The following is a 21,690-nucleotide window of genomic DNA, read 5'->3' on the forward strand; positions in this document are numbered from 1 at the left end:
AAATGCTATTTTTGTAAAATATTATTTTAACACAGACGCTGTAAGTATCTGATTGTTGTTTTAATGCAGCAAGTAAGCTTTAATTGTTCCAAATATTATTCTGTTTGTGAGCTTTATTGTTATTTGTAATTATGAAATTTATAGTGATATTTGTATTACGATTCAGTTGCAACCGAATTGAATTAAACCATGAAGGGAATTGTTATTGGCTTGATGGGGCAATTTGACAAATGGATCGTGTTGATTTGGGTCGTTGCCAGTGAATGAGGAGTAAAACTAAATGTCTCTGCCTAAATCGAAACAAGAATTTATTTCGTATATACGTTGAAATCCTTGTTGAGAATTTTGCTAGAAAAAATGGAGTATTATAAGAACGGAAGTGACTTTATAGAACCAATCGACGTCTGATATAATAACTTTCCGAGATTGCGACGTAAAGGTTTTAAGTAAGAAGTAGTACAATTATACACTGAACTGAAAGTAGTTATTTGTAGTTAAGTGCTTAATTGAAAATGGAAAGAGGAACAAAGAAATTAAATGTTCTGGTCCGAAATTTTAGGTTTTGAAATTAATACAGATTGACTAACATTGATGGTGACTAATGCACTCAATTGTAGTAATCTGAAAGATATTAAAGATAAGAAAAGGTTAAGGGTTTAGGAATAGTCAGTATAAAGCCATCTCATTTGAGATGGCTTTATCTTTTTATAGGCTCTGCCCACACTTCCACCCTCCGGTTACGCTGTTTCTGTGTCTCAGTCTGGTTTTGGGCATTTGGACGTGCCGGACCATAACCAGTTCCCTCAATACGATCAGCTGGAATTCCCCGTTCCACCAGATAATTTTTTACGGTTTCTACACGCTGTCGTGACAGTGCGATATTTTTATCGAAATCACCCATATTGTCCGTGTGACCTTTCAGCAGAATCCTCAGGTCTTTTCTTACATTGAAATAAGATACCATCGAATCCAGCTTTGTTTTTGCATCACCTTCCATTTCTTCAAGACTTTGAGGGAAATAGATGGTTACAATAGGAGACTCGTAACTTTCCGGGGAAAGGTTAAATAGTGACTTTACTTCCTGCGACTTTCCCGAGGTTTTAACAGGCATACTCTTGCTTTGAAAGCCAACTGCGTCCACCGAAATTTTATAAGATTCGTAAGGTTTCAGCTCCACCACATATAGTCCGTCAATTGTCTTGGTCTGGGTTACCAATAAATCATCTTTGCTCTGGCGAACCGACACACTTGCATCCTGAACGGGTTTTAAATTTCGACCGTCGTAAACTCTTCCACTCACACTGACAAGGTTTGAGGGAGCTTTGGCCTCTTCCTTAATGGCTTCTTGTTTGATCTCCTCAACAGGTTCTTTTTCTGCCACCTCCACAGGGGGCTTTGCCTTGTTTATAGATTGAAAACTTCGTCTGATAAAAACTGGCGTCATTACCCGGTCGTATATCCGGATCAGGGCCACAGAGCCGGCGCTGGCTTCATGGTTGGCAATGAGATCATCCTGGAAAAGGTTCAGTACCTGATCCTGATCCAGCACACCTTCCGTTCCCGGGTCTTTAAATTCCAGTTTAAGCAGGCCATTGATGTACATCTTAATGGTTTTCGTTTCGAAGTCTCTCGAATACACATAATGCAAATACTGGTTGCGCCTTATCGGAGCCTTTTCACTGATCGCAAAATCGTAAAAGTTAAGCTTTCCATCATAGATGTAGCAACCGTAGTCACTTTTACGGTTTTTAAAATCAAGTACGCGCTTCCAGCTCCCGAGTGTGTCCAGTTTGAAATAGATCTCCACAGTGAACGATTTGTTCAGAAAGCCCTTCGCTTCGGTGTTATTAAACTGTAAGCCGCTGTTTGTTTCAAAGCGATAGGTGGTCCTGAAAAGATCTTCTGTACCAGGGATTTTTTCTTTGACGTATTGTCCGGGCTGCCCCAACATTTTGAGTGAAATACCTCCACTTTCAATTGGATTGAGTCCGTTGTTAAAATCGTAGGTCCACTGGCTTTGAGAAAAAGAAGGAATTCCTATTGAAAGGAATAAAAACAGATAAAGCCAGCAGACATTTTTTTTGCAAATCATTTTCAAAAATATGAAAAGTGCAGGCGGAAGCCGAAAGGCATCACGTATTTTTGAGAGATAATTAATTTCGCGTGTGAAAAATATTGCTATTGGTCTTCTTTTTTCCATTCTATGGGCTTCGGCTTCCGTTGCAACCAAGTTTGGGGTACAATCGGCGGCTCCTTTAATTTTGGCTAATGTTCGGTTTTTTATTGCAGGAATATTACTGCTGGGCTTTTCTTACGGTTTTATCAAAGACCAAAGTTATCGATTACCCACCCGCAGGGAATTTGGGCAGCTGGCGTTATTTGGCTTCCTCAATACAACGCTTTACCTGGGTCTCTACGTGTGTGCGATGAAATATACTGCCGCGGGGATAGGGAGTCTTGCTGTATCTACCAATCCTTTAATAATAGTTTTGCTCTCATCATGGTGGCTGAGTCGCCGACCCGCTACCGAAGAGTGGCTGGGTATTATACTTGGCATGGCAGGTATAGCGATAGCCACTTATCCCTTAATGAAAAACAGTTTTACCACGCCGTTTGGAATCACACTTCTCATGATCAGTATGATCGCCGTTTCGGCGGCAAGTGTTTATTATGCCAGTGTAAAATGGGAGTTGCCCAATTTGCTGATCAATGGATGGCAGGTATTTCTGGGCGGTGTTTTCCTGCTTCCTGCAACATTATGGATGGGTAATGAAACGCAGACACAGTGGAATGCTCAATTTTGGGCGTCTGTATTGTGGCTTAGCCTCGCAGTGTCAATTGTGGGACTTATTTGCTGGTTTTACCTGCTCCGGCTGGATACCGTCAAAGCTTCTATGTGGTTGTTTCTTTGTCCGCTATTCGGATTTCTCTTTGCCTGGTGGCTGATGGATGAACCGATTACGATTTACACGATCATCGGAACGATACTCGTTGTCGGAGGATTGTATGCAGGTCAGCGTAAGAAACTGAAAAAGGGCAGTGTATAGTTTTAACCATACACTGCCCTGAATATTAATCTACCTCTATTTCTCCCTGTAAATACAATCTAGCCTGGCCGGAAATATTTACGCGGTCGCCCGCAAGTTCACATTTAAGATAACCTCCTCGTTTAGATAATTGTTTGGCGGTAAGTGTTTTTTTGTCAAGTTTATCTGCCCAATAAGGAATCAGGGTGGTATGAGCGGAGCCTGTAACAGGATCTTCATCTATACCTGATTGGGGAGCAAAAAACCTTGATACAAAATCCACATCGTCTCCAACTGCTGTGATAATAATTCCACGGGCAGGAATTGTCGACAACACAATGATATCAAAGTCAAGATTTTTAACTTCTTCCTCCGAATCCAGAACAACCAGGTAATCCGTTTTTCCTTTGTAAACCTCCGCCATGGTGATGTTGAGACTTTCAACCAAAGCGGGAGGCGGAACTGCGATCTGATACTGATCAATAGGGAAATTCAGCGTAAGCCAGTCTTCTGCCAATTTTACAGTCAAAATACCACTACGCGTATCAAAGCGGATTTCATCACCTTCGTAGTTTTGCAGATTGAAAATAACATACGCAGCTGCTAGTGTGGCATGTCCGCATAGATCAACTTCTACTGTAGGAGTAAACCACCGAAGGTCGAATCCAGCATCTGTTTTTACATAAAAGGCTGTTTCTGCAAGGTTGTTCTCCGCTGCGATGTTAAGCATCGTTTCATCAGATAACCAGTTAGTTAGAGGAACCACGGCCGCAGGATTTCCGCAAAAAAGCTTGTCTGTAAATGCGTCGATGTGATATATAGGTAATTTCATAAAAGCGTCACAGATGATGGTTATGGTTTTACCAAGGTATTAAAAATATTTCCTATTCAACGATGATGGACTCCGGAAATTTTAAGAATCTTATTAGAAAGAGATAAATGGAGTGTTAGAACTTGTACTATCACTTATCTCTTTCTGTTCTTCATTCTGAGGTAAACGCCATTTGTCCAGCCAAAGCCTTCCTGGATTTCATACTCACCGCCACCGGCCGTCAAATTTGTGTCAGATACGTTGTACTTTTCCAGCATTTTTCCGGAATGTCTGAATTCTTTTTCAAGCAAGCCGAGCCACTCCGCACTAAGCTCATTTGCTGTACGATGAAAATTGTAATTTCTTAGTCCCTTGTAAGTAATCCACTGCAAAGGCGCCCATCCATTCGGAGCATCCCACTGCTGCCCTGATCGAACCAGTGTTGTAAGCAATCCGCCCGATTTCATGAAATTGAGCCTGATGTAGGCACGTATGTAATGGGATTGTGTTTTGCTTGCAAGCTTGAAAAACAAGGGAAATGTTCCGGCGAGTGTCACGGAGTTCGTACATCTTTTTTTCTTGAAATCGTAATCCATATAAAAGTTACGCAGTCCATCCCAAAAGTAGGTCTGGATGGCATCGCAACGATCTTTGGCCAGTTGTACGTACTTGTAATGCAGGTCAAACTGGTCGTTCAGGAAGTAGGCCTCGGCCAGCGTTTTTTCCAGATTATGCATCAGGCAGTTCAAGTCAACAGGTAATATATCTGTTGTATGTATGGAGGCAAAATCGTCTTCGTCCCGGAACCAGCGGCTGCTAAAATCCCAGCCGGACTCGGCCGCAGCGCGGACATGCCTGTAAATATCTTCTTTTGATGCCTTGTATTTGTACTCAGCCTCTTCTGCAAGTTCTAAATCTTCTGAATAGGATTCCGGTCGGGGAGTTGCCTTGTCGTCCCAGTAACGGTTCAGTTTCAACCCCGAAGGTAAGTTCACCACCCTGCGGTGGGCCGTGAAAGGCTCTGTGAGGCTCTCGCTTCCGTCCATCCAGTAATCGTATTCCCTTTGCAGTTGGGATAAATACTTTTTAAGTACCTTTTTTCCCTCCATTTCGCTGTATAAATTGATCATCAGCGAAAAAAATGGCGGTTGCGAACGGCTGAGATAGTAGGTGCGGTTTGCGGTAGGTACGTAACCAAATGTATCAATAAGGAATGCGAAATTATTGATCATACCTTCTATAAGGTCTCCTCTTCCGGATTCCTTCAAGCCCAGCATGGTAAAGTAGCTGTCCCAGTAATAAATTTCCCTGAACCGACCTCCCGGCACTACATAAGAATGTGGTAATGGAATAAGTGATCCGCCGCGCTCCTGGCTTTCCGGATGCCGTGTAAGCACATTCCAAAGCTTTTGGACATGCTGTTCCGCAGTTGATTCCTTGTCCGCGGTGAAGCTGGATTTTATTTCTTCTGCCTCGCGAAAGTAGTTTATGACGAAACTTTTTATACTGAAATCAGGTAAGTTTTTCTCCTGGTGATATCTTTCAATGATCAATACCGGATCTGCCAGAGGGATACAATCAGCAAATGTTTTTGAATCAATAAATATATGGGCCCGTTGCACATCCCTGAAAAGAGTTCCGTATAAATCTTCCGGAGAAATGTAAGACTGACCGTAGGTAAAGGCTGGTGCTATGAATCCGTACACTATTCTTGTTTTAAGGGTTCTTACAATTTGTTGAATGTTAACAACGCAATTTTAAATGCGAATGTTGCCTGAGCGGAAAGTATCCGACCTGTTGTCGGATACCAATAAATTCATGCCAAAAGTATTATTTGGCTTCTGTGAATGTTAGTTTAGGAAGCTTTAACGCGTTTTCAATCAGCTGAATCTCAATGTTCAGGATGCCGGCCTCTGCAACCGTATCTACCTTGTTGGCATCATCGGTAGGCTTGTGATAATCGTCGTGGCCGCCGGTGTGAAAAAATAGCACCGGGATTTGTTTAGCATAAAAAGAACCATGGTCAGATCCGCCGCTGCCGGCATTGTCAGTGAAATATTTCGTTTCACTTTTTACATCCTTAAATATCTCAGGCCATTGGGGGCTGGTACCGTAGCCACCAATACCTACTCCACGGTTTTTGTCATACCTGCCAATCATATCCATGTTGGTCATGAAATTGATAGAGCTTAGCGGGATGGTCGGATTATTCACAAAGTGTCTCGATCCAAGAAGTCCCAGTTCTTCGGCACCAAAGGCGATGAAGAGAAAATTACAGGTTTCATTTACATTATTTTCGGAGAAATATCTGGCGAGTTCCAGTAATCCAGCCACGCCGGAAGCATTATCGTCGGCACCATTATGAATTTGTCCCTCGGGATTTTCAGCTTTGGAGCTTCCCTGTTTGCCCATACCAAGGTGGTCGAAGTGAGCTCCTATAACTACGGTGTAAGCAGCGCCGTTATCCAGAAAGCCAATTACATTCCTTGTCTCTCTTAAACTATCGGGAACCACAACCCGCCTCACCTTTGCTGTAAATTTCTGGTAGAACCCGTCCGTTCCTTTGGGCTGTAAATCGTACTTTCTGAATTGCTTTGCTACGTACTTTGCCGCCTTTTCATTTTCCTTACTGCCTGTACCACGCCCTTTCATCTTGTCGGATGCAAGATAGGAGATGTGTTTGGAAATGATTGTGGGGGATGGGGATTGGGCAAAGCAGGTTAACGTAACTAATGAGAATAAAGAAGTTGCCAGGAATTTCATAGGTTAAATAACTTTTGTTTTATAAATAAAATCAGGATGAGTGGAGGCTCATCCTGATTGGTAATATTCGGTCGGGTTTCTATTTCTTCATTAAAGCCTCGTAAATCACATCCATAATCCCGGTTCTGATATTCAGCTCTGATATTTTGTTGTTCGCCCTGGTGGGATACACCCGGTTGGACAGGAATACGTAGTTGAGATTCCAGGCAGGATCGGCCCAGGTCATGATTCCTGTGTAGCCAGTGTGACCATAGCTCGACGGACTTGCGAAACGAGGTGAACTACCCGTATACTTAAATGCTGGCTTGTCGAATCCTATACCGCGCCGGCTTCCCATTTCAGGATACTGATAGCGGGTAAATTCAAACAGAGCGTCTTTACTCAGCAATTGTTCGCCACCATAATAGCCCTGTTGCAAATACATCTGCCAGACTTTCATCACATCATTTGCGTCACCAAAAAGCCCCGCATGTCCGCTCAATCCGCCCAGCATTGCCGCTGCTTCGTCATGTACCTGGCCGTGAAGCTGCGTCATACGGAAAAACGTGTCGCGTTCTGTCGGAACGATGTCTTCAGGTTTAAAAAAGCGTTTTGGATTGAAAGTGAGTGTGTTTGCGCCCAGTTTGTGGTAATAATGGTTTTTGAGATAATCTTCGAAACCCTCACCGGAAAGACTTTTTACAATTTGCGGATACAAAATGAATGAAAGATCGCTGTATACATATCCTTCTTTTTCATTTAGAGGAGAATCCCGGATGGATTTGAAGATCGTTTTATCGTAATTCTTGTAAATAAACAAACTGTCGCCCACCACAGAGATAGGATATTTGGCTGATTGCTTTGTGCTGAAAGTCTTCTTTTTCCAGCTACCGTCAGCATTTTGTGCTTCCTTCCAAAGAACAATAAAAGCTTTCAGTCTTGCACTGTGCGTAAGCACCCGGCGCCAGGAAAGGTCAGCCTTATCTGACTTTTTAAAGTCAGGCAAATAATCTCCCATGCTGGCATCCAGGTCAAACTTCTTTTCGTCCCAAAGGCTCATAAGTGCCAGTGTGGAAGCGGTGATTTTGGTTACAGAGGCCAGGTCATACAAATCCGTCAGCTTTACTACTTCGGGTTTTTCATAAGTATGTTTGCCATAAGCTTTGCGGAAAAATACCTTTCCATCTTTTGCCAGTTGAACCACAGCTCCGGGTGTTGCTTTCTGGTTGACTGCAAGGTTAGCGATGGAGTCAATTTTGAAGGTAATAAGCTTGGAATCCAGCCCGACTTCTTCCGGAATCGTATATTTCAGCCTGCCTATGGCAGTGGTTTCTATTCCAGCATTGTAAGGGAAATTCGCGTTCACAGTAACAGGTAATTTCCCCTTTGCCGGAATTGCTCCGAAAATTAGCTGAGCCGACAGATCCTGTGTATAAGGCGTAAGTTGGTAAGCCATCACGAGTGCTTTGGCGGCTTCTGTGCCTTTGATTTTATTAAGCGAATATGGATTGCCGAAAACCGATACGACTGTTTTTTTAGCGGTCATCAGTTCTGCAAGAACATTATTCATCGGTTCTGTTAATCCGTAACTGGTTTTCGGAGAGATGCTACCCAGGTGAACACCCACGAGTAATAAGTTATAGGCACCCATTTTGCTTTTCAGTTCAGTAAGCTGGGCTTCGGTAGGTTTAGCTGGGATGGTGTAATTGTCAACAGTTGTGTAAAGCGAAAGTGTTTTTTGAAATGTAGTCACGCTGTCTGCTCCGATGGAAACAGATGCAATTTTTAACGTATCAAGCGCACGCAGAGGAAGCAAATTATTTTCATTTTTTAAAACGGTAAGTGCTTTTTCCGTGAGAAGGCGGTTTGTTAATTCTGCTGCCTTTGGATTAAGATCTTCGTAAAGATTTTTAAGGTCAACAGATTGATAACGATTGAGTCCAACCCACGCTTTGGCTTCCAAAACCTTGCGGCAACGAGCATCAATTTCCGCCTGAGAAATGCGGCCTTCTGCGATACTTTTCTTGATTTCTGCAATGGTTTTTGTTACGTCTTCGGTGAACTCCAATACATCCATTCCTGCTTCAAGTCCCATTGCGTCCGCTTTGCCATTCGGGAAATATTTGGTGACTCCCTTCATATTCATGGCATCGGAATAGATCAGCCCCTCAAAACCGAGTTGTTTTTTTAACAGATCGGTAACAATAGGTTTGGATAAAGTTGAAGGCAAGTTCGGTGTTTTGTCAAGAGCCGGAATGCTCAGGTGGGCGATCATTACGCCGCTCAATCCGTTGCTCATCATCGCCCGGAAAGGGTAGAGTTCAAGAGAATCGATCCGGTTCATGTCGTGGGCTATTAAGGGCAGATCGAAATGGGAATCTACACCGGTATCGCCATGTCCAGGAAAATGTTTTGCACTGGTTAGCAATCCGTTTTCCTGCATTCCACGCATGTATGCAATGGCTTTGTCTGCCACTTTATATTTATTTTCTCCAAAAGACCGGAAACTGATCACCGGATTGTTCGGGTTATTGTTAACATCGGCAACGGGAGCAAAATTGATGTGAACACCAAGTCGCCTTGCTTGTCGGGCAAGTTGTGCTCCCATTTCATATATCAGGTCGTTATTACCCTGAATAGCGCCAAGCGTCATTTGATACGGATACCGGACGGTGCTGTCAATACGCATGGCGAGCCCGAATTCAGCGTCCATAGCAACAAGAAGGGGAACCTTGGATACGGACTGAAAATGGTTGGTAAGCCTTGCCTGAGGAACAGGACCTCCCTGAAAAAACACAACACCACCTACTTTATTTTCCCGTATCAGCTTTTCCACAAAAGCCGGATTACTGGTTTTTGGGTCAATAACAGCTCTTTTTACGTCCGAAACGGCTGCAACCATAATTAGTTGTGCAATGCGTTCGTCAGGTGTAAGGCTCGCAAAAACGGAGTCAACCCACTGGCGATTCTGATGCAGGAAACCGGGGACGGATCGGATTTGTGCGTGAACGAGTTGAAAGGTAGTAGCAATTAGTAAAAGGAAAATTGAAATGTATTTTTTCATGAGACAGGATATAGACAAACCATTCGTCAAAGTTTGAAAAACCTTGGCATTAATGCAAAGTAACGTAATAAGTTATTGGAGAAGACAATTGACCAAACAGTAAGCCAACCTCACGGTGCCAGTAATCCCAGCAGCAAACCTGCAATAATGATCAGGTAGGATGGGGTTTTGGTAAAAGTCAGGATCAATAAAGTTGCTATTACAGTAATGATCGGCTGCGGACTTTTGAGCATGGGCTGAAACATGGAGATGGCGGCCGCAATCGTAAGCCCGCAACTTGCAGCGTGAACTCCTTGCAAGGAAGCCCGTATTCCACGATACTTTTTTAGCTGGTCCCAGAAAGGGTAAGCAAAGAAAATAAAGAATGTTCCGGGTAGAAATATGCCGGCTGTTGCCACAAAACCACCAATAATCTGGCCAGTGATGCCATCCGGCTGCATTGACATGCTCCCCACGAAGGTGGCAATGGAAAAGACCGGCCCGGGAACTACCTGAGTAAGAGCCATTCCGGATAGAAATTCCTGATCTGTGAGATAGTGTTTGAATTCTACAAATTCGTTGTAAAGAATCGGAATAAGAACTTGTCCGCCTCCGAAAACGAGACTCCCATTACGATAAAAATTCTCAAAGAGCCTTACCGGAAGCGATTGTGTAACCTTTCCCACCAAGGCAGCTGCAACCAAAACGGATATCCAGAAAATGAGTGGTCGCCACGTGATTTTAATGGGGCCCCTTTCCATTTTCTCATGTTTTCTGAAATTTAGCGATGCTGCCACACCTCCCGATATGATCAGCACCGGGGTCATATAAGGCGATGGATACAGATAAGTTAGTATAATTGAAATAACCAAAAATGTCCATGACTGGGCATCGTGAATTACCTTTCTGGCAATGGCATAAGCTCCGAATATCAAAAAAGCTACAGCCATTGGCCCCACAAAACGTGTGAAGGAAAGCGATATCTGATTTTTTTCAAGGTAGTGAATGCCAATTGCGGCAAGAGTCATGAGAATCATACCGGGCAGGGACCACACGAGCAGGCTAAGGTAGGCGAGCGGTTGACCACCAATTTTGAGTCCGATCGCTGTTACGGTCTGTGTGGAGGTGGGACCAGGAAGAACCTGGCACAATGCCTGTAATTCAAGTAGTTCTTCTTCGGTAATGTACCGTCTTTTTCTCACCAGCCTTTCGATCATCATCATTAAGTGAACCTGTGGACCTCCAAATGCAGTACAAGACAGCAGCAGGATGTCCAACAGGTAAATGATGTATCGGAAACGCCGGATGGGGTGAGCCAATGTGTGGGATATTTACTTATTCAAATGCAGTCGCCACTTATTTTTTTAGTCCCAATTCCCTTAAACGCTCATCCAGAAATTCTCCCGCAGTCATATCTACATACATCTTTGGATTTTCAGTATCAATACAGCTTTCCAAAGAAGTAAGACTCATATCAGCACGCGGGTGCATGAAAAACGGAATCGAATATCGGGATGTGCCCATTTTTTCGCGAGGTGGATTCACAACACGGTGGATGGTCGATTTCAGTTTATGGTTGGTAAGCCGGTCGAGCATATCACCAACATTTACCACGATTTGATCAGGCAACGCGGTGATGGCTATCCATTTTCCATCTCTGCGAAGTACTTCAAGCCCTTCGGCACTGGCTCCCATCAGCAAAGTGATCAGGTTGATATCACCATGAGCGGCAGCTCTCACGGCACCTTCCGGTACCAATTCCGGATTTGGGATCGGGAAATAGTGTAGCGCACGAAGCAGACTATCTCCATTTTTTACTTTGTCCTCAAAGTAATCTTCCGGTAAGTTAAGGTAAATCGCAATGGCGCGAAGAAGCGTTTTGCCGGCGTTTTCAAATGTTTTATAAACCTCCAGTGTGAGTGCTTTAAATTCAGGAAGTTCGTCTGGAAAAACATTGCCGGGCATAGAGCCAATAGGGTCGGGCTGACCAATGTGATAGAATTCCTTTAAATCAGCCACTTTGAAACCCTTTGCCGTTTCTTTTCCTTTGCCGATATAACCCCGTTGGCCGAACAGCTCAGGATGTTCATATTTCTTTTTTTGATCATCGGGCAGCGAGAAAAAACGCTGGACAGCCTCGTATAGCTGGATGCGTAAGTCATCGCTTAGACCGTGGTTTTTGATTGCAACAAAACCAATATTGGTAAATGCTGCGCCAAGCTCTGCAACGAATTTCTCTTTTTGTTCCGTATTCCCGGAAGTAAAGTCCGCCAGATCAAGAGAAGGGACTTCGTTCAATAATGCTGGTTCCATAGTTTTATTTTTTTGCAAAGTATAAAACAATCTATTGTCCATGCAACTAAATATATACCAATACTCATCTTTTCGTACTTTTACAGTTGTATGGCGAAAAAAAATAGACACACTTCAAAAACGACAAAATCTTCATATTTAAAGCCGTTGCCGGCCAAAGGCTGGGCGATTATCGGTGGAATTATCATTGTTGTTGCAGCGCTTTTCTGGTGGAAAGACACCACAGATGAAAACCAGTGGGAATTTGTTAGCAAATTCGGGATAAAACTTCCGCTTAAATATGCCATTCATGGTATTGATGTTTCACATCACAATGCCAGAATCAATTGGGATAAATTGAAAGATTCCCGCACCGACCAGGTAGGAATTGACTTTGTGTACATCAAGGCAACGGAAGGTGCGACACACCTCGACAGGCAGTTTCAACGTAACTGGAGTGAAGCCAAACGGATCGGGATGAAACGTGGTGCGTATCATTTTTACAATCCTCGTGTGATGTCCGACAGGCAAGTAGCCAATTTTATTGGACAGGTGCGGCTTGAACCGGGTGACCTGCCACCCGTGCTGGATCTTGAAACGGATGCAAGAAAACCCAACGATATTATTGTAAAGGGCGTGCGTAACTGGCTGGTTTTGATTGAGAAACACTATGGAGTGAAGCCAATTATTTACGTGAATGAGCATTTTTACAAAAAATACATTGCCGGAAATTTTGATGATTATCCACTTTGGCTTGCAGGATATTCCAGAACCGATTTGAAAGACCTCGCATCGGATGCGCACGTACTTTTTTGGCAACACAGCGAAAAAGGCTGGGCGGATGGCATTAAAGGGTTTGTGGATTACAATGTGTTTTTGCACGAACCGGGAGATTGGGAGCGGCTGGGGGAGTTGAGGTAAGAGTATCCGAATCCAGCAAACAATTTTAATGCGAATTTGAGCCATCACGGGAAGCAGTGAGGGCTTTTTTTGTTTTGAATCAATCCGTATATTTAAGAAACAGATACTCAGTCAAGAGAATCTTATTAATAAAAATCACTTTTTATATAAATAGTAGCAATTATGAGATTTATCTACCTGACTGTGTTTGGTATGTTGATGACCGGCAGCGCATTTGCCCAACGTTCCCTTATCTATTGTGGAAATTTGTTTGACGGTGTAAGTGGTAAAACGCGCTCATCGGTAACCGTTGTGGTTGAGAAAAACAAGATTATTTCAATCGCCGATGGATTCACCGCTGCCTCTGGTACAGATAAAATAATTGACCTGAAAAGCAAAACAGTTTTGCCGGGATTGATCGACATGCACGTACACCTGGAAGGGGAGACGAGTAAAGATCAATTTCAAAAGCGTATGCAGTACAACATGGCTGATGTTGCTTTTGAGGCACAAAAAAATGGATTAACCACGCTTATGGCTGGTTTTACTACGGTTCGTGATTTGGGTGGAAGTGGTGCAAACATTGCTCTGCGAAACGCGATCAATAAAGGAACTGTAACGGGTCCAAGGATATTGACATCCGGCAAAACAATTGCAACAACGGGTGGGCACGGTGACCCTTCCAACGGTATCAAGCCCGATCTCCATTTGCCGGAAGCGGCGTTGGATGGAGTGGTTAATAGTCCGGATGAGGCGAGGCAGGCCATTCGTCAGCGATATAAAGATGGCACTGACTGGATCAAGATTACGGCTACGGGTGGAGTGCTCAGTATTGCAAAAAATGGAAAAGGGCCGCAATTTCAGCCGGATGAGCTTAAAGCGCTTATTGAAACCGCCAATGATTATGGTTTTAAAGTTGCTGCACATGCTCATGGCGCCGAAGGCATGAAACGTGCTCTGCGGGCGGGCGTGACAACTATTGAGCATGGTTCATTTCTTGATGACGAATGTATCAAGCTTTTTGTTGAAAAAGGAGCCTATCTGATTCCTACCATTATTGCCGGAAAAACGGTGGCTGATTCTGCAAAAATACCAGGATATTATCATCCTTTTGTCGTTCCAAAAGCATTGGAAACGGGAGTTTTAATTCAGCAATCCTTTGCAAAAGCATACAAAGCAGGTGTAAAAATTGGTTTCGGTACCGACGCCGGAGTTTTTGTCCACGGGAGAAATGCCAAAGAGTTTGTTTACATGACAGAAGTAGGGATGCCAATGAATGAGGCACTTTTATCCGCTACAAAAACCAATTCTCAGATTTTAGGTATGCAGGATCAGATCGGCTCTATTGAAGCAGGGAAATTGGCAGATATCATTGCCGTTGATGCAGATCCTTTAAAAGATCCGACGGTAATGATGAATGTGAGTTTTGTGATGAAGGATGGGGTGGTTTATAAGGAGTGAAGTGAACGGAAGTACAGGTTTCCGATAAAAGTAACGGCGCAGAACTCTGGAAGTTTTGCGCCGTTATTTTTGTTACTGTTAAACCGGCTCCTGCTGGCTTAAACAGTGAAAACTTCCTTGTCCCCAGATGATTTCGGTAGCTTCTAGCGGAATGATTTTTCTACCTGCGAAAGCTTGCCCGAGTATATCCAAAGCAATGGTATCATTCGAATTATTGAAAACAGGAACAATTACACCTGAATTGCAGATCAGGAAATTGGCATAAGAACCCGGTGTACGGAATCCGTCGATTACAACTGCTTTTGGCATAGGTAGCTCAATGATATCCGGCTGCTTGCCGTTAAGCAACCTCATACCTTTCAACATGTTCAGGTTGGTCTGCAGTACTTCGTAATTCTCATCATTCCGGTCGTTTTCTACGCAGGCAACAATCGTATTCTCATTTACAAACCTTGTCGTGTCGTCTATATGTCCGTCGGTGTCGTCACCTACAATTCCATCTTCTACCCACAAAGCCTGCTCTACACCGTAAAAATTATATAAAAACTCTTCGATTACTTTTTGGCTCAAATGTGGATTACGGTTTTTATTCAACAAACATGATTTACTGGTTAGTAAACTTCCTGCACCGTTGAACTCCACCGAGCCACCTTCCATGATAATTCCTGCACTCACCGCCGGCAAACCCAGATATTGAGCAATGGCGCGCGGTGTTCTGTTATCATCGTCGTAAGGCGGATATTTTCCTCCCCATGCATTATGGCCCCAGTCAATGATCATTTTTTTGCCGGTTTCTGGATTGATAAGGAATGCAGGTCCATGATCGCGGCACCAGGCATCGTTTGTAGGTTTCACTACAAATTCTATTTTGGCAAGATCCACTTTGATCTTGTCCAGCTCTGTAATGATGAAGTTTTTCAACTTTTCGTCATTAGCCACAATCCCCACATTTTCGCCCTGACTAATTGCCTTGATGAATTGCAGATATTGCGGACGCATTTTTGCGAGTCTGTCTCCCTGCCACGAAGCATCATTGTGCGGAAAAGTGAGCCAGGTAGCACGGTGTGGATGCCATTCGGCTGGGAAAACAAATCCTAGGTCTTTCGGAGTTTGAAACAGATTAATTTCTGACACAATGAATACGGCTTGCAGATGATAAAATAAACGTCGCAACAAAGGTCGTAAAGGATTGGAAAATTCTTACCCTTCGCCTCTTTATTAATCCTGATCTTCCATATGATTTAAATATCTTCCATAAAAATCATAAATTCGTTATGTTTTTTAATAGAATACTTCATCATGAAAGATATTATTCTATACGCCATTCCTGTTTTTGTATTTTCTCTGATTGCCGAGATACTCTATTTCCGGTCGCAGCAAAAGCATCATGAGTACTATCTGACCAAAGATACGGCGAGTAGTCTTTCTATGGGTATTGGAAATGTGATCACAGGATTCGTATCCAAGGCTGTTGTTTTTGGCGCAATTGTGTTGGTTTATCAGTACCGCATTTTCGAACTGGAGCGAGGTGTTTGGTGGTATTGGGTGCTCATTTTTTTTGCAGATGATTTCAGTTATTATTGGTTTCACCGTATGAGCCACCAGATACGGTATTTCTGGGCATCGCATGTGGTGCATCATTCTTCGCAATTCTATAATCTGGGCACGGCATTACGGCAAACCTGGACCGGAAACATTACAGGATCTTTTGTTTTTTACCTCTGGATGCCATTGTTCGGCTTTCATCCCATTGATATCGTTTTTATGCAGGCTGTGAGTTTGTTATATCAATTTTGGATTCATACCGAAGCCATTGATAAAATGCCTCGTTTTTTCGAATTTATCTTCAATACGCCCTCTCATCATCGGGTTCACCACGGTTCAGATGTGAAATATCTGGATAAAAATCATGCAGGTATACTCGTTATCTGGGATAGAATTTTCGGCACTTTTCAGGCAGAAGAAGAGAGGCCAAAATATGGACTAACAGGCAATTTGTCAACTTACAATATATTTACAATTGCCTTTCACGAGTGGAAAGCGATTGTGAACGACATCAGAAAAGCACCTGATTGGAAAGCGGGAATGGGTTACCTTTTCGGTCCTCCGGGATGGAGCCATGATGGTTCCCGAAAAACAACAGAACAACTTCGGAAGGAACTGCGAACTGAAAAGGAAGTCGTGGATGTAACGGAATACTGATTATTACTGTGCCATAACCATATTGCCAATTAGATAAGTGCCTTCCTCTGTTTCAAGGTTATATGCTTTATTAACCTTGCGGGCTTTTGTATGAATCAATCCCACTTTCCAGCTCGAAACTACACCAGTTTCAGGCTCGTAATGAATAAGAATATCGTTCTTGGATAATTCCTTCATTTTTTTCTTTCCATGACTGGTTTGGACCAGGTGATGAGGTGTGGCCTCCAGCAACAAAGCAGGTATCAGAGGCTCATTGGTATAATTAGATTTTTCCGACGGGCGGAGATATACAGCTGTCAGTAAAGAAGATGGGCTTTCGAAAATTTCTACCTGTTTTACCTGGGTAGTAATAGTTTTTCCGTTCCGACAGGTTTTTACATTTTCACCAATTTTTACTTCGGAAATAGACTTGACACTGCCATCAGCCATGGTTACGGATGCGTTGTCGGAGAAATATTTGTAACGTTTATTTTTCTTAAAGAACTTATGTGTTGCTTCGGATCTGATAATTTTCGGGCCAACATTTTGCGCCAAAACATTACCAGAAATTAAGACAAACATGCAAATGGCAATTCTTTTTTTGATAAACATCATGTTGAAATTCATTATTAAGCTTTCGAAACTTTTACAAACACTCTGCTCAGTGCATTAGGTAGCGCGCCCAAACTAATCAGGATTAATCCGGAAGTGATCAGTGTAGACGTGTGAGCGAAAAATGCTCCCGATGATAATATTGCTAGAATCAGAATGGTTGAAAATGGCAATGAGAACGCCAATAAAAGCACTGCGAGTTCAAGGTCAAAAGTTCTTTTTTCTTTGGGCAAAGACTTTGCATCTTCCCGTAGATTAAATGCCGAAATATGAGCAAGAGGCCAGAAACTTGCCGCACTCAACGGAATCACAATAGCAAGCAAAACCATAGACAGATCGCTGATATTCAGAATGTAGATCATACCTGCGCTGATAAGCATTGTGATGCCTGCGCGGAAGAACAGTATACTTGCAACGATACGCTTCTTGCCTTCTTTTAGTTGCACGGCCAGCCCGATAAATAACAATACAAGCGGTGTCATCATTGCACTGGTTTTGTCAAAAAGATCGGTGATCACATAAGGCAGTGTGTTGTAATTGATTCCGAGGCTCAACAAGATGATCGCCAGAAAAATAAGTGCATTGATCGGTTCCTGGAGCATACTCAGCAACAGGCTTTTCAGCTTGTCTGCCATCTTTGTTTCTTTTTTCTCTTCGTTGCTGTTTTTCAGGAACATATTCATGGCAAGAATATAAAGCGAGATCAAAACGAAGAACTTGTTGCCAACATCGGCAAGGGCGGCAATGGCAAGGCTTTTCTCTCCCAAAAATTCGGCGATAAAAGGAAAGCAAGACAAACCCGGAGCAAGTGAAGGAATAAGCATCATTAGCGTTCTTCCTGTCGGGCTGTTTTTTTCTATACCAAATAATGTAAATGCGAGCGGCGCAGAAAAGAACATGAGAAAATTAAAAACCAGTGTCACCAGCGGAATGATGATCATGGATGAATCCATATCTATTTTCATCAATGAGATAAAAATAGTTGAAGGAAGTGCGACGGAAAGTATGATTTCCTTTATACCGTTTGTCTGCTCTTTGTTTTTAAATTTCCCTTTAAGAAAAAGTCCAAGAGCAATCAGTAATAGAAGTGTTATGGTTTTTTGCAGTGCATCACTCATGAGTAAAGAACTTTTGGATTGTCGATTTTTTGAATGAGGTTGTCGGAGTAGGATTGCGTGTGTTGGGTATTGTGCAAGATTAATTTCTTATGGATGGATAAAGTAAGGAAGCCAGGATTTGCTCCTGACTTCCCGGATTTTTTAACTCAACTGACCAAGGGCGTTTACAAATGTTTTCATTTCGTCCATAGTTCCGATACTTACACGGCACCAGGGTTTGTTCAGAATATCAAATGAGCGTATGGAAATACCTTTGTCAGTCATTTTTGACAATAACTCTTTTCCCTGTATACTGACAGGGAAAAGAACAAAATTGGTATATGAAGGAATGTACTTGTACCCCATTTTATCAAGATTGCTATACAAATACAGCTTCGCTTCATGGTTGAGCTTGCGAGTCATATCCTGAAAGTCGTTATCATCCATGCTTGCTTTTGCAGCTGCCACTGTGGTATTGGTTATGCTAAAACCTCCTCTTGTGATTTTGTTTATCTCTTTAAGGAAAGACGGTAATGCTACCATGTATCCGAAACGAAGCCCTGCCATTCCCATAATTTTGGAAAATGTACGTGCAACTATTACGTTTTTCTTTTGAGACAAAAGCGATACCATACTTTGTGTGTCAGCGCCTACGGCAAGTTCTATGTAAGCCTCGTCAACAAAAACAGGTACTTTCTCTGAAACGCGGGAGCAGAAATCAAGCAAATCCTGGCCGTTGGTGATTGCGCCGGTAGGGTTGTTTGGGTTACAAACGTAAACCAGTTTGGTATCTTTATCTATTGCCGCTTCCATTGCTTTTAGGTCGTGAGACCAGTCTGCGGTGCAGGGAATTGCTTTCCATTTGGCTCCAACAGACTCCGCTACTCTGATCATGGACATGTAGCAGGGATCTGCTGATACAATATTGCCGCCGTTCATGAAAAGGACAATCGCTACTTTTTCAAGTAAGTCGGAAGAGCCTGGCGCAACCATAAGGTGATCAGCTGTAACGCCTTCTTTTTTAGCGATTTTTTCTACCAGTTCGAACATATCTCGTCCTGCGTAACGGTTACCGTTTTTAACAGCATCAATTACCGCTTTCTGAGCAGATGCAGGCGGGCCGTAAGGATTCTCGTTGGAACTCAGTCGGGCAACAATTTTAGGTGCTTTGAAATTTTCTGGCAAAAAATGCTCGCGAACCATAGGACTTCTGAAAATACGGTTTTCAGGATCCATTGTAATTGGCTGGCCTGCAAATGCGCCCATACTTAGATGAGGTGCCAAAGTCATTCCTCCAATTGCCAGTAAGCCAGATTTTAGTAAGCTGCGACGGTCGATTTTTTGATTCATTGCATTCATGTTTAGTAATAGGTGACGATTATTGTTTTATTAGGTAGGATTTGTATTATTCTATTTATCTGTCACTGTGATTTGGGAGAAGCGGGTAAACGGAATTCCTTTATGCGTCCCCTTCCAGGTGATTTTAATAATATCACCTTTTCGCTGAATTAGATTTTCTTCAAACCCAAGTTCTTTATAACTTGTTTTGATGGAAACCTGTCCATTAGTATCTGTTGTGATCTCTCCCCAAGTATCACTCTTTTTATATACTTCATCCTTGAAAGTATATGTTATCCCCTTAAAAAGGAGGGTGTCAACCTTTACAGTCTTTGTGAGTTCGTAAGTAAGAGTTACTTTAATGCCGGCAACAGGTATTGAATCAATGCCTTTGGTATTGTCAAGAATATTGGTTTTATCTAGTTCCAGCAATCTTGAGGCTACTGTAATTTCTTTTGAAGAACTATCGGTAGGAACATTCGCCGTGGCGGAAATTGGGGCGCCAAAGGTTGCTCCTTGTACATCTACCAAAACAGGTGCTACAGTGCTGTCCAGAAACGGGTCCTCGACTTTACAGGATACGATTACCACGGTGAAAAAAGCCAGGACCCCGATAGAAAGTGTTTTTATATTTTTCATAATTCTGAAATTTTCGATGACTTGCTATTCCAATTGTTGCTTAACTTATTTTTCCGCCCACCAAAGTTTGGTTTTCATGTCATCAGATCCTCCGTTCAAGGCTACGCCTGCAGCTACGGAAGTTGCGTTCAATGAGAATTCTGAACTTGGGTAGTTGAAACGTGTTGGTAGTACTCCATCGTTTTTCAAAACTGCACGTGAGTCGGGAGCAGGGAAAACGGGGAAGCCGGTGCGGCGCCATTCTGCCCAAGCCTCAATACCCTGTGCGTATAGCGAAACCCATTTTTGCTCCAATATCTTTTCACGGGTTACGGTGCCAAGTGCCGTTGTGAATGCGGCAGGTGGAGTGAGTCCGTATTGTTGAAAAGAAGCCTTAATTGCTGCATCAAAATAGGTTTGGGCATCGCCGGTAATATCTCCATCTATCACAGCTTCGGCAAGAATGAAGTTTAGTTCAGAGAAAGTCATGATTACTTCTGGCGCATCTGCTTTGGTAAACGCACTTCCGATGGTGGAGCTGGTAGCGAGGTAAGAAGTCGCAATTGCGTCCGGCAAACCATTAGGGTGACCCTGGTACACGCCGTCTTTGTTTGGATTTGCATAAACAGTGATTCGTGTATCTCCCAATGAGTTCATTTTGTCAGCAAGAGTGCTGCTAATATTCCAGTCGGTTCTGCCACCCTGGATCAGGATCTGATTCCATTCGTTGTTGCTTGGCAAAACGGTGGTGCATTTTAGTGATGCGTTGTCATCGTTGCTATTGAAAATGGGATAGGTAGTAGGATTACCCAATATCTCAGCCATGATCGCCCGGGATTCAGTTGGTTTTTTCGCAGCCTGACGATTCGCCAGACGCAAACGAAGTGAGTTTGCGAATTTTTTCCATTTTAGAATATTACCTGAATAGAGAATATCACCAGCTATTGCGGGGCCACCCACAGTTAATTTTGCATTGGCAGTTTTCAGGTCATTGAGCATACCGGCGTATATCTCTTCCATTGAATCGTACTTCGGCGTGTAAATTGCTTCCGATGCCGTTCCTTTGATCGCATCTGAGTAGGGTATTGATCCATACATGTCTGTCAGCAGAGAAAAAACCCATGTACGCATCACCAGCGCCACTCCTTCATAATTTACATTTGGTGTTGCAGATCCTTCGCCAGTCTGAAGAATGATACGCTGGAAATTCAGTTGTGAATCGTTGTAAAATCCTTTCCAGTTATTTGCAATCAACGCAGGAGATACCGTGTAATCATCGCCTTCGTTGCTGTAAATGTTTCTGGTAAGGTGCTGTACATAAAGTTCGGCTGCATCGATGTTGATCCTCTCGAACCGGTCGCGATGGCCCCAGTAGCGGTCAATAGCAGCTTCAATTCCGGTAGGAAGAAGATATTGTGGTCCTATCGCCGTTGGAGCATTAGGGTTCACATTCATTTCATCAAAATCTTTGGTACAGCTGGTCGCAGTTAGAATTCCTGCCAGCGCAGTTATCCAAATGGTTTTATGATTCAATATGTTTTTCATCAGAAAGTTCTTTTAAGTCCTGGA

Annotated in this window: 17 protein-coding genes; 4 read left to right on the plus strand and 13 right to left on the minus strand. The window is 43.0% G+C overall.

Annotation, left to right across the window (positions count from 1 at the left end):
- Positions 1–697: 697 nt before the first annotated feature.
- Positions 698–2,092, minus strand: a complete 1,395-nt coding sequence (locus tag LZG71_RS10080) for an OmpA family protein (protein WP_233819978.1) — start codon at positions 2,090–2,092, stop codon at positions 698–700.
- A gap of 73 nt (positions 2,093–2,165) precedes the next feature.
- On the opposite strand from LZG71_RS10080, the gene LZG71_RS10085 reads away from it, so the two are divergent.
- Positions 2,166–3,047, plus strand: a complete 882-nt coding sequence (locus LZG71_RS10085; protein WP_233819979.1) for a DMT family transporter — start codon at positions 2,166–2,168, stop codon at positions 3,045–3,047.
- 25 nt (positions 3,048–3,072) lie between these two features.
- Here LZG71_RS10085 and LZG71_RS10090 read toward each other — a convergent pair whose 3' ends face one another.
- The 6 genes from LZG71_RS10090 to LZG71_RS10115 form a co-directional block, all read right to left on the minus strand.
- Positions 3,073–3,858: a PhzF family phenazine biosynthesis protein gene (locus tag LZG71_RS10090; RefSeq protein ID WP_233819980.1), complete on the minus strand. Its 786-nt coding sequence runs from the start codon at positions 3,856–3,858 to the stop codon at positions 3,073–3,075.
- A gap of 134 nt (positions 3,859–3,992) precedes the next feature.
- Positions 3,993–5,543 carry an alpha,alpha-trehalase TreA gene (gene treA, locus LZG71_RS10095; RefSeq protein ID WP_233819981.1) on the minus strand — a complete coding sequence of 517 codons (1,551 nt, stop codon included), beginning with the start codon at positions 5,541–5,543 and terminating at the stop codon, positions 3,993–3,995.
- 124 nt (positions 5,544–5,667) lie between these two features.
- The gene (locus LZG71_RS10100) at positions 5,668–6,600 is read right to left on the minus strand and encodes a M20/M25/M40 family metallo-hydrolase (protein WP_233819983.1); all 933 of its coding nucleotides are present in this window, start codon (positions 6,598–6,600) and stop codon (positions 5,668–5,670) included.
- Between the two features lie 79 nt (positions 6,601–6,679).
- Positions 6,680–9,643, minus strand: a complete 2,964-nt coding sequence (locus tag LZG71_RS10105) for a glycoside hydrolase family 3 N-terminal domain-containing protein (RefSeq protein WP_233819984.1) — start codon at positions 9,641–9,643, stop codon at positions 6,680–6,682.
- Positions 9,644–9,753: 110 nt separating this feature from the next.
- Positions 9,754–10,941, minus strand: coding sequence for a chromate efflux transporter (chrA, locus tag LZG71_RS10110; RefSeq protein WP_233819992.1), 1,188 nt, complete (start codon positions 10,939–10,941; stop codon positions 9,754–9,756).
- 37 nt (positions 10,942–10,978) lie between these two features.
- Entirely contained in the window at positions 10,979–11,935 is a 957-nt protein-coding gene (locus LZG71_RS10115; RefSeq protein ID WP_233819993.1) for an isopenicillin N synthase family oxygenase, read from the minus strand.
- A 90-nt stretch (positions 11,936–12,025) separates the two neighbouring features.
- Between LZG71_RS10115 and LZG71_RS10120 the strand changes: the two genes are divergently transcribed.
- The gene (locus LZG71_RS10120; RefSeq protein WP_233819994.1) at positions 12,026–12,835 is read left to right on the plus strand and encodes a glycoside hydrolase family 25 protein; all 810 of its coding nucleotides are present in this window, start codon (positions 12,026–12,028) and stop codon (positions 12,833–12,835) included.
- 162 nt (positions 12,836–12,997) lie between these two features.
- On the plus strand, positions 12,998–14,275 hold the full coding sequence (locus tag LZG71_RS10125) for an amidohydrolase family protein (RefSeq protein ID WP_233819995.1): 1,278 nt from the start codon (positions 12,998–13,000) through the stop codon (positions 14,273–14,275).
- A gap of 78 nt (positions 14,276–14,353) precedes the next feature.
- On the opposite strand, the gene LZG71_RS10130 is transcribed toward LZG71_RS10125, so the two are convergent.
- Positions 14,354–15,409, minus strand: a complete 1,056-nt coding sequence (locus LZG71_RS10130; protein ID WP_233819997.1) for an agmatine/peptidylarginine deiminase — start codon at positions 15,407–15,409, stop codon at positions 14,354–14,356.
- Between the two features lie 165 nt (positions 15,410–15,574).
- Here LZG71_RS10130 and LZG71_RS10135 point away from each other — a divergent pair, with 165 nt between their 5' ends.
- Positions 15,575–16,477, plus strand: a complete 903-nt coding sequence (locus LZG71_RS10135) for a sterol desaturase family protein (protein ID WP_233819999.1) — start codon at positions 15,575–15,577, stop codon at positions 16,475–16,477.
- 3 nt (positions 16,478–16,480) lie between these two features.
- Here the strand turns inward: LZG71_RS10135 and LZG71_RS10140 are convergent, their stop codons facing one another.
- The 5 genes from LZG71_RS10140 to LZG71_RS10160 form a co-directional block, all read right to left on the minus strand.
- Positions 16,481–17,071 carry a hypothetical protein gene (locus LZG71_RS10140; RefSeq protein ID WP_233820004.1) on the minus strand — a complete coding sequence of 197 codons (591 nt, stop codon included), beginning with the start codon at positions 17,069–17,071 and terminating at the stop codon, positions 16,481–16,483.
- A gap of 14 nt (positions 17,072–17,085) precedes the next feature.
- Complete coding sequence (locus tag LZG71_RS10145) at positions 17,086–18,186, minus strand: hypothetical protein (protein WP_233820006.1); 1,101 nt, start codon at positions 18,184–18,186, stop codon at positions 17,086–17,088.
- A gap of 141 nt (positions 18,187–18,327) precedes the next feature.
- Entirely contained in the window at positions 18,328–19,515 is a 1,188-nt protein-coding gene (locus LZG71_RS10150) for a histidinol-phosphate transaminase (RefSeq protein WP_233820008.1), read from the minus strand.
- Positions 19,516–19,575: 60 nt separating this feature from the next.
- Entirely contained in the window at positions 19,576–20,142 is a 567-nt protein-coding gene (locus tag LZG71_RS10155; protein ID WP_233820010.1) for a hypothetical protein, read from the minus strand.
- Positions 20,143–20,187: 45 nt separating this feature from the next.
- Positions 20,188–21,666, minus strand: coding sequence for a SusD/RagB family nutrient-binding outer membrane lipoprotein (locus LZG71_RS10160; protein ID WP_233820012.1), 1,479 nt, complete (start codon positions 21,664–21,666; stop codon positions 20,188–20,190).
- Positions 21,667–21,690: the final 24 nt, after the last annotated feature.

This window comes from Dyadobacter sp. CY312, assembly GCF_021390535.1.
Taxonomy (GTDB): Bacteria; Bacteroidota; Bacteroidia; order Cytophagales; family Spirosomataceae; genus Dyadobacter.

What these genes read in the sequence shown, in the direction of transcription:
- LZG71_RS10080 (WP_233819978.1), bottom strand. Translation starts at nt 2,092, where the DNA reads ATGATTTGCAAAAAAAATGTCTGCTGGCTTTATCTGTTTTTATTCCTT.
- LZG71_RS10090 (WP_233819980.1), bottom strand. Translation starts at nt 3,858, where the DNA reads ATGAAATTACCTATATATCACATCGACGCATTTACAGACAAGCTTTTT.
- LZG71_RS10100 (WP_233819983.1), bottom strand. Translation starts at nt 6,600, where the DNA reads ATGAAATTCCTGGCAACTTCTTTATTCTCATTAGTTACGTTAACCTGC.
- LZG71_RS10105 (WP_233819984.1), bottom strand. Translation starts at nt 9,643, where the DNA reads ATGAAAAAATACATTTCAATTTTCCTTTTACTAATTGCTACTACCTTT.
- LZG71_RS10115 (WP_233819993.1), bottom strand. Translation starts at nt 11,935, where the DNA reads ATGGAACCAGCATTATTGAACGAAGTCCCTTCTCTTGATCTGGCGGAC.
- LZG71_RS10120 (WP_233819994.1), top strand. Translation starts at nt 12,026, where the DNA reads ATGGCGAAAAAAAATAGACACACTTCAAAAACGACAAAATCTTCATAT.
- LZG71_RS10125 (WP_233819995.1), top strand. Translation starts at nt 12,998, where the DNA reads ATGAGATTTATCTACCTGACTGTGTTTGGTATGTTGATGACCGGCAGC.
- LZG71_RS10135 (WP_233819999.1), top strand. Translation starts at nt 15,575, where the DNA reads ATGAAAGATATTATTCTATACGCCATTCCTGTTTTTGTATTTTCTCTG.
- LZG71_RS10140 (WP_233820004.1), bottom strand. Translation starts at nt 17,071, where the DNA reads ATGATGTTTATCAAAAAAAGAATTGCCATTTGCATGTTTGTCTTAATT.
- LZG71_RS10145 (WP_233820006.1), bottom strand. Translation starts at nt 18,186, where the DNA reads ATGAGTGATGCACTGCAAAAAACCATAACACTTCTATTACTGATTGCT.
- LZG71_RS10150 (WP_233820008.1), bottom strand. Translation starts at nt 19,515, where the DNA reads ATGAATCAAAAAATCGACCGTCGCAGCTTACTAAAATCTGGCTTACTG.
- LZG71_RS10155 (WP_233820010.1), bottom strand. Translation starts at nt 20,142, where the DNA reads ATGAAAAATATAAAAACACTTTCTATCGGGGTCCTGGCTTTTTTCACC.
- LZG71_RS10160 (WP_233820012.1), bottom strand. Translation starts at nt 21,666, where the DNA reads ATGAAAAACATATTGAATCATAAAACCATTTGGATAACTGCGCTGGCA.